Raw genomic sequence first — 13333 nt, 5'->3', positions numbered from 1 at the left:
GGGGCCGTTCTGTTTCTGCCCTTGGCCTTTGCGACCACCTGACCCGACGCCGGCCGTGAACCTGCCGGTCATCCGCCCCACGGAGTCCAACTCCCGGCGCTCGGTTATGCTCTCCATCAAACCTCCCCGGATCCACCGATGAGCGACACTCCCCGCATCGCTTTCCTGGCCAGTACCACCGAACCGGCGCAGATGGCCCGCGCAGCGATGGTCTCGCGCTATGGCGACCACGCGCCCGACCAGGCCGACGTGCTGTGTCCGCTCGGTGGCGATGGCTTCATGCTGCAGACCCTGCATCGGCACGGACACCTGGGCAAACCGGTATTCGGCATGAAGCTGGGCACGGTGGGTTTCCTGATGAACCAGTACCGTGGCGACGACGACGTGCACGCGCGTATCGCCCGCGCCGAGCCGGCCCACCTGCGCCCGCTGGAAATGGTGGCGCTGACCGAATCGGGCACCACCACCGGGTCGCTGGCCTACAACGACGTCTCGCTGCTGCGCCAGACCCGGCAGGCGGCGCATATCGGCATCGACCTCAATGGCCAGGAGCGGGTGGGCGAACTGATCGGCGATGGTGTGCTGGTGGCAACTCCGGCCGGAAGCACCGCCTACAACTACTCGGCGCATGGACCGGTGCTGCCGCTGGGCTCGCACACCATCGCCCTGACGCCGCTGGCCCCGTATCGCCCGCGGCGCTGGCGCGGCGCCATCCTCAAGGCCGACACCGAAGTGCGCTTCCGCGTGCTCGATCCCTACAAGCGTCCGGTCAGCGTCACCGCCGATTCGCACGAGACCCGTGATGTGGTCGAAGTGACGATCCGTGAGTCGCGCGAGCACCGGGTGACCCTGCTGTTCGACCCGGAGCACAACCTGGAAGACCGGATCCTGAGCGAACAGTTCGTTTTTTGACGACAATAGGCGGCCGGCCCTGCCGACCGCTTGAAGGACCCCACCGATGGGCGACAACTCCCCCCGTTTGCTGACCGTCGCGGTGACCTCGCGTGCGCTGTTCGACCTGGAAGAAAGCCATGCGCTGTTCGAGAGCGATGGCGTGGCCGCCTATGCCGAGTACCAGCGCCAGCACGAGGACGACATCCTCGGGCCGGGCGTGGCCTTCCCGGTGGTGCGCAAACTGCTGGCGCTGAACCAGGGCGCCAGCCCCGAGAACCCGCGCGTGGAAGTGATCCTGCTGTCGCGCAACTCGGCCGATACCGGCCTGCGCATCTTCAATTCCATCCAGCACTACGGGCTGGGCATCATCCGCGCGACCTTCACCGCCGGTGAGCCGACGTGGCCGTACGTGAAGCCGTTCGGCACCGACCTGTTCCTGTCGGCCAACCCGGAATCGGTGCGCAGCGCGCTGCGCCATGGCATCGCCGCGGCGACCATCCTGCCCAAGCCGCCGGGCGAGACCGCTGCCGCTGCCGCCGACCAGATCGACATCACCCGCCCGGCCGGGCAGCTGCGCATCGCCTTCGACGGTGATGCGGTGATCTTCGGTGACGAGAGCGAGCGCATCTCGCGCGAGCAGGGCGTGGAAGCCTTCGGCCGGCACGAACGCGAGCGTGCACGCGAGCCACTCAGTGGCGGTCCGTTCCGTGGTTTCCTCTCTGCGCTGCACACGTTGCAGGAAGTATTCCCGGCTGGCGACAGCGCGCCCATCCGCACGGCGCTGGTGACCGCGCGTTCGGCACCGGCGCACGAGCGGGTGATCCGCACCCTGCGCGAATGGGGCGTACGCCTGGACGAGGCGCTGTTCCTCGGTGGTCGGCACAAGGGCCCGTTCCTGCAGGCGTTCGGTGCCGATATCTTCTTCGACGATTCGCAGCACAACATCGACAGTGCGCGTGAACACGTGGCGGCCGGCCATGTGCCGCATGGGGTCGCCAACGAGGGCTGAAACCATGGCCGGTGGGTGCCAACCGTTGGTTGGCACTGCCATGCATCGGCGCCCACCAAGGTGGGCGTCTACCAGAGCACTATGCCCCGGTAGTTGCCAACCTTGGTTGGCACTTCTTTGTATCGGCGCCCACCAAGGTGGGCATCTACCGATCAAGGCGTGGCCGACATCCCCAACTGCAGGTCCACCACTTTCCAGCGCAGGCCCTGCGGTTCCAGCACTACCTTCAACGGTGGCTGGCCGGGGCCGCGATCGACGTCGACCACGAAGCGGTCCAGCGCTTCGAAGTGGTGTTCGGCGTTCTTCAGCGGTCGCGCCGGTTCGGTCGTGCCGAAGGCATCGCCACCCTGCAGTTCATTGCGGCCGCGCTTCCACAGCACGTGGCCCTGCAGCATCGCGCCGATGCCGGTGGGGGTGACCATGGTGTCCACCGCGGCGCCGCCCAGTTGGTCGCCCAACCCGTACAGCAGCGCGCCGAAGGGGCTGGCAGCCACCTCGGGGCCGGCCTGGCGCACCAGGTAATCATTGAGCTGGGCGCGCAGGCTGGTGCGCACGCGTGGGAAATCCACGTAGCGTTCCAGGCGCGCGGTGTCGCGTTGTTCGATGGTCTTGGACAGGCCATGCACGGTCAGGTAGGGGCCGCCGAACCACCAGGCGGCCACGCCCATGACCAGCAGGATTACGAGCGCAATGAGTTTCTTCATGCCGCACAGACTGCCGCAACTGCGGCAGTACCGGGTGAAGACTCAATGACTGGGCGAGCCGCGGCCATCTCCGAATGCGTCGATCAGCAGCTGGCGTTCGGCCACGGTCAATGCGTCCAGTTGCGTGGCCAGTACTTCGTCCAGGCTCTGGATGCGGGTGGTGCCGAGGATGCCGCTGGCCACGCCAGGATGGCCCAGCGCATAGGCGAAGGCGGTCTGGGCGGGACGCTGGCTGTGGATCGCCGCTACCGCCCTGCGCATCTGGCGTGCGCTGCGCATCAATTGACGACTGCTCGGCTTGAGCCAGGCGCGGGCCAGGTACCAGGCGTCGGCCAGGCGTGGCAGGCGTGGCCGGGCGGGCAGGAGATGTCCCTGTGCCAGCACCGTACCCGCCAGCACACCGATGCCGACTGCCTGCAGCTGGTCGATCAGGGGCTCGCGGTCCTGCTGGAGGGCGTTGTAGTCAAGTAGAGCCACGTCGAAGAGCGTCGGGTTGGCGATCATCCAGCGTAATGTCGACGCGGAATGCGTGTTGATGCCGGTGTGCCGGATCAGACCGCGTTCCCGCAGGCGCTGCAGGGCGGCCAGCAGGTCGTCGTTGATGTCGTGCTCGCTGGCACCGTGCAACTGATAGATATCGAGATAATCAAGGCCGAGATTGCGCAGCGAGGCCTCGCAGCTGGCGGTGATCGCCACGGCCGAGAAGTTGCGCTGCTCGGCGCCGCTGATGCCGGCCTGGCCGGTCAGCGTGCCGCCCTTGCTGGAGATGACCAGTGAATGGCGCGGATAGCGCGCCAGCAGGGGACGCAGGATCCGGCCCAGACGTGGCTCAGCATGGAAGCCCGAGTAGTTGTGGCCGGTATCGAGCAGGTTTACGCCATGTGCCAGTGCGTGCTCGACCACATCGGCTGCCGTCGCCTCGGAGAAACGGTGGTGTCCCCAGAAACCGGAGCAGCCCAGGCCGATCGGCGAAACGGCCAGGTCCGTGCGGCCCAGCGTGCGACGTTGTCGCGCCAGTGCCATCAGAACTCCAGATCCAGCGCAGCGCACAGGTAGTCGACGAACGGGCCCAGCGCCGCCAGGTCCTTGCCGAGCGTGGACAGCAGGCGCGGGCCGGTCATCGTGGCATCGTCCAGCGAACGCCACATCACCCAGTTGCGGTGCTTGAGGTCATCGATGAATTCGAAGTCGGCCGGAAAACCACGGGGCGGGCGCACCAGCTTCTCGGTTTCCTCGAAGTCGAAACGCTTGCGCAGCGCCGGTGCATGCGCGGCTGCCTTCCAGCTGCCGGGGTTGTCGAGGATGAAGTGGCGGACGCGGCGCTGGGTATCCGGTTCGGGATGCCACAGCCCGGCGCCGACGAAGCTCTCGCCCGGTTGCAGGTGCACGTAGAACGAGGGTGCAGCCACTTCGCGGCGGCGCTCATGGAACAGGCGTGCACCCTGCCAGGTTTTGTACGGCGACTTGTCATGGGAGAAGCGCGCATCGCGGTGGATGCGGAACAACGAACCGCCCACGCCACGGGTGTCTGCGCGGAAGTGGTCGCTGACCTCGGTCAGCGCCGGCTGCAGGTCACCCAGCAGGCGCAGGAACGGCTGCCGAACGTGGTCTTCATACTGCTGGCGATGGTCGTTGAACCAGGTCTTGTCGTTGTGCAGCGCCAGGCTGCGCAGGAACTTGAAACTGGCATCGGAGAAATAGGTGCTCACAGGTCCTCCTGCAGGTGCTGGCCCCAGTCACGCAGCGATTGCAGCAGCGCGGCGCGGCGGGCGTCGTCGGGTGCGTCGGCCGCCAGCGCGTCGAGCTGCTGCTGGTACTGGGCCAGGTTGAGTTCGCCCAGGCCTTCCTCGCCGAACAGGCGCTGGCGGCGATAGGCCTTCCAGCGCTCGTGCTCTTCCGGTGCGAGGCTGCCGGGATGATTGCGGGCGCGATAGCGGAACAGCAGTTCGGGCAGGCGCGGATCGCGGAAGCGGCCTTCCAGCGCTGCCAGCTGCTCGGCCGGCGTGGTCCGTGCCAGTGCCAGCAGCGGTTTGTCACCGGCACCGAGGAAGCCGTCGTACAGCGAAGCGTCCACATCGGACACGCTCGCCGCGCGCGGCTGGTTGTAGACCTGGCGCGCCTTCTCGGCCAGCTGTGGAGCAAACGCGCGCAGTCGTTCGACCTTGGCTTCGATCGCCGCCACGTCCAATCCGAGTCGTGCGTGGTCATCGGCGCGCAGGTGGTTCCAGGCGACCAGCGCCGGCACCTTGTTCAGGTGTACTTCCTTCAGCGGTACCCGGGCGACGCCTTCGGGCAGTTCGCTGGCACGCAGGTACAGGCGCTGGGCGATCACCTCGGCGGGTAGTTCCAACAGGTCATCGATGTCGCCATCGAGGTCGAACACGATCACCCTGTTGTTGATGGTCGGATGTACCGCCAGCGTCAGCACCGGCGCCGCGCACAGGCGACTGGCCGGATAGCGCATGGAAATGTGCAGCACCGGCTTCAACGCGGTGATGTCGAGCAGGCTGCCGACGAAACGCTTGTCGCGCAGCTTCAACGCGTAGTCCCACAGGCGCGGCTGCGACTGCTTGAACAGGCGCGCCATGCCGATCGTGGCGCGCACGTCCGACAGTGCTTCGTGGGCATCGCCTTCGCGCACGCCATTGGCCTCGGCCAGGTGTTCGAGTTTGAACGACGTGGCGCCGTCCTCGCGCTTGGGCCAGTGGATGCCCTCCGGACGGATGGCATGCATCAGCCGCAGCATGTCCAGCAGGTCCCAGCGCGAATTACCGTTGCGCCACTCGCGTTCGTACGGGTCGTGGAAGTTGCGGAACAGGCCGTAGCGGATGAACTCGTCGTCGAAGCGCAGGGTGTTGTAACCCAGCGCGCAGGTGCCGGGGCGCGACAGCTGCTCGTTGATGCGATCGAATGCTTCGGCTTCGCTGATGCCTTCGGCCAGCGCCTGCTGCGGGGTGATGCCGGTGACCATCGTGGCCATCGGCGAGGGCAGCAGATCGTCGGCCGGGCGAACAAAGAAGCTGACCGGCGTGTCGATTTCATTGAGATCGCTGTCGGTGCGGATCGCCGCGTACTGGGCGATGCGGGTACGGCGCGGATCCTGGCCGAAGGTTTCCAGATCGTAGAACAGGAAGCTGTCGGCCATCAGTGCGCGCCCTCCAGCACCGGCAGCCGCGCATGGATCTGCGCCTCCAGTGCATTCCAGTCGATGTTGTCCAGCGTATCGTGGCCAGCGGTGGCGGTGATCAGCATCTCGCGCTGGATGTCGGTGCGGCGCAGTGCCTCGGCATAGGGCGTGTGCAGGAAGGTCACCATCGTGTAGTGCGGCACGAAGCGCGTCGGCCAGCGCTGCTGCAGCTCCTGTTCCAGCTCACGCTGCAGCAGGAAGGCCGGATCGGCCACCCGGTCGCGCATTTCCAGATAGTTCTCCAGCGCCATCTGCTGGATCGCACGCGCGTTCGGTTTGCGTTCGGCTTCGAACGCCGCGAACGCACCCTGCAGGTCGTCCGCCTCCATCAGATGGCGGGCCAGTGCCACGCAGTCCTCGAACGCACAGTTCATGCCCTGGCCGTGGAACGGCACCATCGCGTGCGCAGCATCGCCGATCAGCACGGCGCGGTCCTGCTGGTGCCAGCGTTCCAGGGTGAGCGTGCCGAGCAGGCCCGGCGGATGCTGCTCCCAGTCCGCACGCAGGTTGGGAATCAGCGGCAGGGTATCGGCGAACTCGCGCGCGAACAGTGCTTCCGCCTGGGCGCCGGTGTTGACCGTAGCGAAGCTCGGATCGCCCTGGTTGGGCAGGAACAGGGTGACGGTGAACGTGCCCTCGTGGTTGGGCAGGGCGATGCACATGTAGTGGCCACGCGGCCAGATGTGCAGCGCATTGCGCTCGATACGGAAGCCGCCATCGTCGGTGGGCGGGATCTCCAGTTCCTTGTAGGAATGGTCGAGGAAGGCAATGTCCTCGCCCAGCGGTTCGCGCCGGTTCATCGCTGCACGCAGCGCCGAGCCTGCGCCGTCGGCACCCACCAGCGTATCGAAGCGGATATCGTGCGGACTGTCGTCACGATCATCGATGAAGCGCGCGTAGCCTGCATCGAAATCGACCGTGTGCAGGCGCCGGTGGAAATGCACGGTGGCACCAGCCTGCTCGGCCAGTTCCAGCAGTGTGGTGTTGAGGTCGCTGCGATGGATCGACCAGATCACTTCGCTGTCGTCGCGACCGTAGCGCTGCAGTTGCGGCGCGCCGTCGCGCGGATGCACCATGCGCCCGCGCATCATCACCGCGCGTGCCATCACTTCCTCTTCCACGCCGGCCTGGCGCAACGCGTTGCGTCCGCGCTCGGCCAGGGCCAGGTTGATCGAGCGGCCGCTTTCGTAATCGGCGATGCGTGGATCGCCACGGCGTTCGTACAGGGTGATGCGCCAGCCCTGCCGTGACAGCAGGATGGCCAGCAGGGATCCGGCCAGGCCGGCGCCGACAATGCTCAGCGAGCGGGATGCATGTGCGATCAACGAACTGTCCAGCAGTAGGGGAGGGCGGCTTACAGGCCGGCCCAGGCTTCCACTTCCTCGACGAAATGGTGCACGTCCAGGTAGCGGTTGTAGAGCGGAGTGGGTGAGATGCGGATGACGTCCGGCTCGCGCCAGTCACCCAGCACGCCGATGGCACGCAGGTGCTCGAACAGGGCGCGCCCACGCTCGCGGCCGCCGATCACCCGCAGCGACAGCTGGCAGCCGCGGCGCTCCGGCTCGGCCGGGGTGACGATCTCCAATACCTGCGGCAGGCGCGCGCGTACCAGTGCGTCGAGCAGGCCGGTCAGTGCCAGCGACTTGCTGCGCAGCGATTCCATGCCGGCACGTTCGAACAGGTCCAGCGACGCACGCAGCGGCGCCAGGCCGAGGATCGGCGGATTGCTCAGCTGCCAGCCCTCGGCACCGACTGCGGGCTGGAACTGCGGCGCCATCTGGAAGCGGGTGGCCTCGTCATGGCCCCACCAGCCGGCAAAGCGCGGCAGCGTGGTGTCGCGATGATGGCGCTCGTGCACGAAGGCACCGGCCACGGCGCCCGGGCCGCTGTTGAGGTATTTGTAGTGGCACCACACGGCGAAGTCCGGGGCGACGTCATGCAGGCGCAGCGGCAGGTTGCCGACTGAGTGCGCCAGATCGAAGCCGATGCGCGCACCCTGCAGGCGTGCGGCGCGGGTGATCGCATCCAGGTCGAAGGCCTGGCCGCTGCGGTACTGCACGCCAGGCCACAGCACCAGCGCCAGGCGCGGACCGTGCGTGGCGATCGCGCGTTCGATCGCGGTCATCGAGATCGTGCCGTTGGCTTCATCCGGCTGCACTTCCACCAGACAGTCTGCCGGGTCGAAGCCATGGAAGCGGATCTGTGCTTCCACTGCATGGCGGTCAGTCGGGAACGCGCCGGCTTCCATCAGGATCACCGGGCGTTCGGCCGTCGGCCGGTAGAAGCTGACCATCATCAGGTGCAGGTTCACGCTCAGTGTGTTCATCGCCACGACTTCGCTGGGCAGGGCGCCGACGACGCGCGCCAACTGTGCGCTGACCAGTCGGTGGTACGACAGCCATTGGGTCGGTCCGGTGAAGTGGCCTTCCACCGCCAGTTCGCCCCACTGCTTCATCACTTCCTGCACCGCCGCCTGCGCGCCGCGCGGTTGCAGGCCCAGCGAGTTGCCGACGAAGTAGGTCTGCTCACCACCACCGTGGCGCGGAATCAGGAATTCCTGCCGCAGCGGCCGCAGCGGATCGGCGGCATCAAGGGCAATGGCGTGGGTGCGGCTGAGCAGGTCGGACATGGTCGGGCAACAGGCTGCAACGGGGCTGTCAGTGTAGCGCCTGGCATGGCGTAGCCGGTGGCGGGGAAGCATGCATGCCGCCAAGCCTGTAGAGCCGAGTCCATGCTCGGCTACGTGGGCCCACAGCCGAGCATGGGCTCGGCTCTACAAGGGCGGATTGTCAGCCAGCCCGCGCTGGTGCCGGCAACGGATCCACGTGGCCGCACTCGCTGCAGGTGCGCAGTTCCAGGCTGGCCTGGTAGCGCGCGAACACCTTCGGCAGGTCGGTTTCGATGTTCTGCAGCGTGAAGTACTCTTCGTACAGCTTGTGGTTGCAGCGCTCGCAATGCCAGATCACGCCATCGCGTTCATGCGGCAGGCGCTTGCGTTCCACCACCAGGCCGACGCCGCCGGGTGGGCGCCGCGGTGAGTGCGGCACCTTGCCCGGCAGCAGGAAGATTTCGCCAGCGCGGATCGGGATATCGCGCACCGCGCCATCCTCCTGCACCTTCAGCACCATTTCGCCTTCCAACTGATAGAACCACTCCGGTCCTTCGTCGTAGTGGAAATCGGTGCGGCTGTTCGGTCCGCCGACCACCATCACGATGAAATCGCCGTTGTCGATCATCTTGTTGCCGACCGGCGGCTTCAACAGATGCCGGTTTTCCTCGATCCAGCCCAGCAGGTTGATGGGGGAGGCAAGCATGGGGATGTCCGTGGGAGGAAGGGTCAGTCGCGCCGGCCGTGGCGCGGAACGTAGGACAGGGCCTTCTCATACGCAGGCTGCAGGTCTTCCGGCGCGCCCACGTCGATGCCCATTTCGCGCACGCGGCCATCCTTCAGGCTGTACACCCAGCCGTGCACCATCAGCTTCTGGCCGCGTGCCCAGGCGTCCTGCACGATCGTCGAGCGGCAGGCGTTGACCACCTGCTCGATCACGTTCAGTTCGCACAGGCGTGCATGCTTCAGCTCCGGCTCCTCGATCGCGTCCATGATCGCCGCGTGCTTCTGTGCCACGTCACCGACATGGCGCAACCAGTTGTCGGCCAGGCCCACCCGCGTGTTGTTCAAGCTGGCGTGCACGCCGCCGCAGCCATAGTGGCCGACGATCAGGATGTGCTTCACCTTCAGCTGGTCCACGGCGTACTGGATCACGCTGAGGCAGTTCAGGTCGGTGTGCACCACCACGTTGGCTACGTTGCGATGCACGAACACTTCGCCCGGAGCCATGCCGATGATCTGGTTGGCCGGCACGCGCGAGTCGGAGCAGCCGATCCACAGGTATTCCGGATGCTGCTGCTTGGCCAGCTGATGGAAGAAGTCCGGGTCTTCCTTCTCGATCCGGTCCGCCCAGTCGCGGTTGTTCTGCAGCAGCTTGTGGATGTCTTTCATGTTCGGGGTCCCTGACGTCGGGTGGGGGCAAGGCGCGGCCGTTCTGGTCGCGTCGTCGCGGGAAACAGGGCGCTCAGCTGCCTGCGGCGGCTTCGTCGCGATACCGGCGCATCCACTGCGCCAGTTCGGTGGAATGGGGATTGTCCAGGCGTTCCAGCTCGGCCATCACCGCCTGCTGGTTGGCCTCGGGGTGGTTCTGGCTCAGCTTCAACGTCAGCTGCACCTGTTCGACGGTGAAGCGGAAGCCGATGATGCCGCGCAGCTGGCGGCGGTGGTCGTCGCGCTGGGGTTCGAACTTCCACGCCTGACCGACGCTGGCTTCGAAGCGGTCACCGGTATCGCTGACCAGCTGGGCCAGGGCATCGGTATCATCGAAGGTCTGCAGCTGGCCGCGCAGCTCGGCGGCGGCGTAGTTCCAGGTAGGCACCCGCGCGGCAGGCTCCTTGTCCGGGTACCAGCTGGCCGAGATATAGCCATGCGGCCCGTCCACCAGCACCTTGGCCGCACCGCTGTGGCGTGCCTGCGGGTTGGCGCGGGCCCAGTGGCCGCGCAGCTCGATGTGGTCGCCGTCGCGCCGGTACAACACCGGCAGCCGGGTCAGTTCAGGCAGGCCGTCGCCACCGGCGGTGAGCACGGTGACGAATGGATCACGCGCCAACAGGCGATCCAGCCACTGCAGGTCGGTCTGTGCGAAAGCGCGCGGGGTGAACATCGGTTGGCCTCAGGCGCGGCTGCCGAGCGACTGCACCATGCGTCCGCGCAGGCCTTCGTCGCTGCCCGCTTGCGGTGGCTGCACTTCATGCAGCGAGAAGCCGCGTACCAGCGCATCTTCTTCGTCCAGGCCGTCGTACTCGACGAACTCGGCGTCGAACAGCTGCGAGCGGGCGGTGTCTTCGCTGTCGTAGCTCAGCGTATTGCCATCGCTGTCCAGCACTTCGGCGGTGCCGGCCTCGCGGATGCGCAGGCGTGCCCAGATCAGGGTGTTGCCGAGGCTGGCCAGCCACCAGCTGTCGCGGACGTGGGAAAGGTCGTTCATGTGTGTCTTACCAGAGCGAGGCCAGCCAGAGCAGGGCAGCCATGCCCAGTCCGGCCAGCAGGGTCAGCAGCGATACCCAGGCGGGCGTCGCCAGCCCGGACAGCGAGCGGTCCGGCTGGGTGCGGTACTCGCGCCGCAGCAGCCAGCCCAGCGCATCGGGCTTGAGGAAGGCGCCACTGCCGAAGCGCTGCGCCAGCGCCGGATGGCGATCGCGCACATGCACCAGGGTCAGCGGCCAGAAGATCACGAAGGCACTGAACCCGGCCACTGCCACGCCGACGAAACACAGGGCGAAGAACAGGGTCATGGGGGCAGTACCTCCGTGGTCGGGCGTGTGAGCTTAGAAGTCCGCGCTGCCCGGGGCGCGCGGGTAGGGGATCGCATCGCGGATGTTGGACAGGCCGCAGACGTAGACCACCAGGCGCTCGAAGCCCAGGCCGAAGCCTGCGTGCGGCACCGAGCCGTAGCGGCGGAAATCGCGGTACCAACTGTAATGCTCGCGATCCAGGCCGAACTGCGCCATGCGTGCATCCAGCACATCCAGACGCTCTTCGCGCTGGCTGCCACCGATGATCTCGCCGATGCCCGGGGCCAGCACGTCCATCGCGGCGACGGTCCTGCCGTCATCGTTCAGGCGCATGTAGAAGGCCTTGATGTGCTCGGGGTAGTTGGTCACCACCACCGGGCGGCCGACGTGTTCCTCGGTCAGCCAGCGCTCGTGCTCGGTCTGCAGGTCCAGGCCCCATTCGACCGGGAAGTCGAACTTCTTGCCGGACTTCTGCAGCAGGGCGACCGCATCGGTGTAGTCGATGCGCTCGAACGGCGCGTTGATGAAGTCTTCCAGCTTGGTGATCGCGTTCTTGTCCACGCGCTCGGCGATGAAGGCCAGGTCGTCGCCGCGCTCGTTGAGCACCGCGCGGAACAGGTACTTCAGGAATTCTTCGGCCAGGCGTGCGTCTTCGGCCAGGTCGGCGAAGGCGATTTCCGGCTCGATCATCCAGAACTCCGCCAGGTGGCGGGTGGTGTGGCTGTTCTCGGCGCGGAAGGTCGGGCCGAAGGTGTACACCTTGCTCAGCGCCAGGCAGTAGGCCTCGACGTTCAGCTGGCCGGACACGGTCAGGAAGGTTTCCTTGCCGAAGAAGTCGCGGCTGAAGTCGATCCCGCCCTGGGCATCACGCGGCAGGTTCACCATGTCCAGGGTGGACACGCGGAACATCTGGCCGGCGCCTTCGGCATCGGAGGTAGTGATGATCGGGGTGCTGATCCAGTTGAAGCCGTTCTCGTGGAAGAAACGGTGCACGGCCTGGGCCAGGCAGTTGCGGATGCGGGTGACTGCGCCGAACAGGTTGGTGCGCGGGCGCAGGTGCGCCACTTCACGCAGGAACTCCGGCGTCATCGGCTTGGGCTGGATGGGGTAGGTGAGCGGGTCTTCGACCCAGCCGACCACCTCGACCGCGCTGGCCTGGATCTCGAACGACTGGCCCTTGCCCTGCGACTTCACCAGGGTGCCGGTGGCCACCAGCGAGCAGCCGGTGGTCAGGCGCTTGATCTCGTCGAAGTTGGCCAGCGCGTCGCCGGCCACGACCTGGATCGGGGCGAAGCAGGAGCCGTCGGTCACATTCACGAAAGCCAGATTTGCTGAACCGCGCACCGTGCGCACCCAACCGCGTACCGTGACTTCGCCACCTTCCGGGATCTTCCCGGCAAGCGCATGTTCAACGCTGACCACCGTCATGACTTGAATCCTCTGCTGATCGACTCGATCTCTGAACACGGGAGTTTACCGGTTGCAGCGTTCTGCTTGCGAGGCATTTCTGCGGTCATCGGCTCCCTATAATGTCCCGGTACCTCTGGAGTGATCCACCATGGCTGTCAGCCTGACCCCTATTGCCTTCGAGCGCGTGCAGCGCTTCGTCGCCCAGACCCCCGGCGCGCTGGGCCTGCGCTTTGGCGTGACCAAGACCGGCTGCTCCGGCTGGGGCCACATCACCGACCTGGCCCGCGACGAGCGCGCGGACGACACCGTGTTCGACCAGGACGGGGTGAAGATCTACGTCGACGCCAAGAGCCTGGCCCTGGTGGACGGCACCGTGATCGACTTCGGCAAGCACGGCCTGAGCGAGACCTTCACGTTCAGCAACCCCAATGCCACCGCCGAGTGCGGCTGCGGCGAGAGCTTCACCACCGACGCCGACAAGGCCTGAGGCCCGCTTGGGTAGATGCCGACCTTGGTCGGCACGGTCGTTGGGGCGCCCCAGGCCCTGGTCAGCGGCGGTTGCGCCAGGCAGCCCAGACCAACAACGCGCCGCCCGTCATCAGGCAGGCCGCTGCATGGGCGCCTGGCAGCCCTGTGGCGTCGTGCAGAAGATGCATCAGCAGTGCCGCCACCAAGCTCAGAAAGCCCAGGGCCGTAGCGCCGCTGATCGGGCCGTTTCCCACACGGAACAGGCGGCCATTGTCGCGGTTGATCCAGTCTCGGATTCGTGTGAGGCGGTCCATGGCT

At 66.6% G+C, this 13333-nt stretch carries 16 protein-coding genes; 3 read left to right on the top strand and 13 right to left on the bottom strand.

Annotation, left to right across the window (positions count from 1 at the left end; all coding sequences use genetic code 11):
* The first annotated feature begins 138 nt into the window (after window positions 1-138).
* The gene (locus tag CR919_RS15500) at window positions 139-912 is read left to right on the top strand and encodes an NAD kinase (protein WP_089236114.1); all 774 of its coding nucleotides are present in this window, start codon (window positions 139-141) and stop codon (window positions 910-912) included.
* A 46-nt stretch (window positions 913-958) separates the two neighbouring features.
* On the top strand, window positions 959-1903 hold the full coding sequence (locus CR919_RS15495) for a 5'-nucleotidase (RefSeq protein WP_033831508.1): 945 nt from the start codon (window positions 959-961) through the stop codon (window positions 1901-1903).
* 152 nt (window positions 1904-2055) lie between these two features.
* Here CR919_RS15495 and CR919_RS15490 read toward each other — a convergent pair whose 3' ends face one another.
* From CR919_RS15490 to asnS, 12 genes are all read right to left on the bottom strand, one after another.
* On the bottom strand, window positions 2056-2607 hold the full coding sequence (locus CR919_RS15490) for a DUF2939 domain-containing protein (RefSeq protein WP_099820776.1): 552 nt from the start codon (window positions 2605-2607) through the stop codon (window positions 2056-2058).
* Window positions 2608-2649: 42 nt separating this feature from the next.
* Window positions 2650-3630: an aldo/keto reductase gene (locus tag CR919_RS15485; protein ID WP_099820775.1), complete on the bottom strand. Its 981-nt coding sequence runs from the start codon at window positions 3628-3630 to the stop codon at window positions 2650-2652.
* The gene (locus tag CR919_RS15480; RefSeq protein ID WP_099820774.1) at window positions 3630-4316 is read right to left on the bottom strand and encodes a DUF2461 domain-containing protein; all 687 of its coding nucleotides are present in this window, start codon (window positions 4314-4316) and stop codon (window positions 3630-3632) included. Before CR919_RS15480 ends, CR919_RS15485 begins: the two co-directional genes overlap by 1 nt.
* On the bottom strand, window positions 4313-5752 hold the full coding sequence (gene sbcB / locus CR919_RS15475; protein ID WP_099820773.1) for an exodeoxyribonuclease I: 1440 nt from the start codon (window positions 5750-5752) through the stop codon (window positions 4313-4315). The genes CR919_RS15480 and sbcB overlap by 4 nt, the downstream gene beginning before the upstream one ends.
* Complete coding sequence (locus tag CR919_RS15470; protein WP_099820772.1) at window positions 5752-7119, bottom strand: NAD(P)/FAD-dependent oxidoreductase; 1368 nt, start codon at window positions 7117-7119, stop codon at window positions 5752-5754. The genes sbcB and CR919_RS15470 overlap by 1 nt, the downstream gene beginning before the upstream one ends.
* Window positions 7120-7148: 29 nt before the next feature.
* Window positions 7149-8423: a kynureninase gene (kynU, locus tag CR919_RS15465; protein ID WP_099820771.1), complete on the bottom strand. Its 1275-nt coding sequence runs from the start codon at window positions 8421-8423 to the stop codon at window positions 7149-7151.
* Window positions 8424-8583: 160 nt separating this feature from the next.
* Complete coding sequence (locus CR919_RS15460; protein ID WP_099820770.1) at window positions 8584-9108, bottom strand: 3-hydroxyanthranilate 3,4-dioxygenase; 525 nt, start codon at window positions 9106-9108, stop codon at window positions 8584-8586.
* Between the two features lie 23 nt (window positions 9109-9131).
* Window positions 9132-9794: a carbonate dehydratase gene (gene can / locus CR919_RS15455; protein ID WP_099820769.1), complete on the bottom strand. Its 663-nt coding sequence runs from the start codon at window positions 9792-9794 to the stop codon at window positions 9132-9134.
* A 73-nt stretch (window positions 9795-9867) separates the two neighbouring features.
* Window positions 9868-10506: an FMN-binding negative transcriptional regulator gene (locus tag CR919_RS15450; RefSeq protein ID WP_099820768.1), complete on the bottom strand. Its 639-nt coding sequence runs from the start codon at window positions 10504-10506 to the stop codon at window positions 9868-9870.
* A gap of 9 nt (window positions 10507-10515) precedes the next feature.
* Window positions 10516-10830 carry a hypothetical protein gene (locus CR919_RS15445; protein ID WP_025876872.1) on the bottom strand — a complete coding sequence of 105 codons (315 nt, stop codon included), beginning with the start codon at window positions 10828-10830 and terminating at the stop codon, window positions 10516-10518.
* 7 nt (window positions 10831-10837) lie between these two features.
* Complete coding sequence (locus CR919_RS15440; protein WP_006376524.1) at window positions 10838-11137, bottom strand: hypothetical protein; 300 nt, start codon at window positions 11135-11137, stop codon at window positions 10838-10840.
* A gap of 33 nt (window positions 11138-11170) precedes the next feature.
* Window positions 11171-12565, bottom strand: coding sequence for an asparagine--tRNA ligase (gene asnS / locus CR919_RS15435; protein WP_099820767.1), 1395 nt, complete (start codon window positions 12563-12565; stop codon window positions 11171-11173).
* A 130-nt stretch (window positions 12566-12695) separates the two neighbouring features.
* Here asnS and CR919_RS15430 point away from each other — a divergent pair, with 130 nt between their 5' ends.
* The gene (locus CR919_RS15430; protein WP_033831500.1) at window positions 12696-13034 is read left to right on the top strand and encodes an iron-sulfur cluster assembly accessory protein; all 339 of its coding nucleotides are present in this window, start codon (window positions 12696-12698) and stop codon (window positions 13032-13034) included.
* Between the two features lie 61 nt (window positions 13035-13095).
* Here the strand turns inward: CR919_RS15430 and CR919_RS15425 are convergent, their stop codons facing one another.
* On the bottom strand, window positions 13096-13329 hold the full coding sequence (locus CR919_RS15425) for a hypothetical protein (protein ID WP_099820766.1): 234 nt from the start codon (window positions 13327-13329) through the stop codon (window positions 13096-13098).
* Between the last annotated feature and the right edge of the window lie 4 nt (window positions 13330-13333).

Origin of the sequence: Stenotrophomonas sp. LMG 10879, assembly GCF_002750935.1 — a bacterium.
Lineage (GTDB): Bacteria > Pseudomonadota > Gammaproteobacteria > Xanthomonadales > Xanthomonadaceae > Stenotrophomonas > Stenotrophomonas lactitubi_B.
The sequence above is the reverse complement of the archived record's forward strand: the minus strand, read 5'-3'. Positions and strand labels throughout refer to the sequence as shown.

Excerpts from the sequence above, each read along its gene's own strand:
- can (WP_099820769.1), bottom strand. The coding sequence starts at position 9,794 with ATGAAAGACATCCACAAGCTGCTGCAGAACAACCGCGACTGGGCGGAC.
- CR919_RS15430 (WP_033831500.1), top strand. The coding sequence starts at position 12,696 with ATGGCTGTCAGCCTGACCCCTATTGCCTTCGAGCGCGTGCAGCGCTTC.
- kynU (WP_099820771.1), bottom strand. The coding sequence starts at position 8,423 with ATGTCCGACCTGCTCAGCCGCACCCACGCCATTGCCCTTGATGCCGCC.
- CR919_RS15500 (WP_089236114.1), top strand. The coding sequence starts at position 139 with ATGAGCGACACTCCCCGCATCGCTTTCCTGGCCAGTACCACCGAACCG.
- CR919_RS15445 (WP_025876872.1), bottom strand. The coding sequence starts at position 10,830 with ATGAACGACCTTTCCCACGTCCGCGACAGCTGGTGGCTGGCCAGCCTC.
- CR919_RS15440 (WP_006376524.1), bottom strand. The coding sequence starts at position 11,137 with ATGACCCTGTTCTTCGCCCTGTGTTTCGTCGGCGTGGCAGTGGCCGGG.
- sbcB (WP_099820773.1), bottom strand. The coding sequence starts at position 5,752 with ATGGCCGACAGCTTCCTGTTCTACGATCTGGAAACCTTCGGCCAGGAT.
- CR919_RS15485 (WP_099820775.1), bottom strand. The coding sequence starts at position 3,630 with ATGGCACTGGCGCGACAACGTCGCACGCTGGGCCGCACGGACCTGGCC.
- CR919_RS15425 (WP_099820766.1), bottom strand. The coding sequence starts at position 13,329 with ATGGACCGCCTCACACGAATCCGAGACTGGATCAACCGCGACAATGGC.
- CR919_RS15495 (WP_033831508.1), top strand. The coding sequence starts at position 959 with ATGGGCGACAACTCCCCCCGTTTGCTGACCGTCGCGGTGACCTCGCGT.
- CR919_RS15450 (WP_099820768.1), bottom strand. The coding sequence starts at position 10,506 with ATGTTCACCCCGCGCGCTTTCGCACAGACCGACCTGCAGTGGCTGGAT.
- CR919_RS15460 (WP_099820770.1), bottom strand. The coding sequence starts at position 9,108 with ATGCTTGCCTCCCCCATCAACCTGCTGGGCTGGATCGAGGAAAACCGG.
- asnS (WP_099820767.1), bottom strand. The coding sequence starts at position 12,565 with ATGACGGTGGTCAGCGTTGAACATGCGCTTGCCGGGAAGATCCCGGAA.
- CR919_RS15490 (WP_099820776.1), bottom strand. The coding sequence starts at position 2,607 with ATGAAGAAACTCATTGCGCTCGTAATCCTGCTGGTCATGGGCGTGGCC.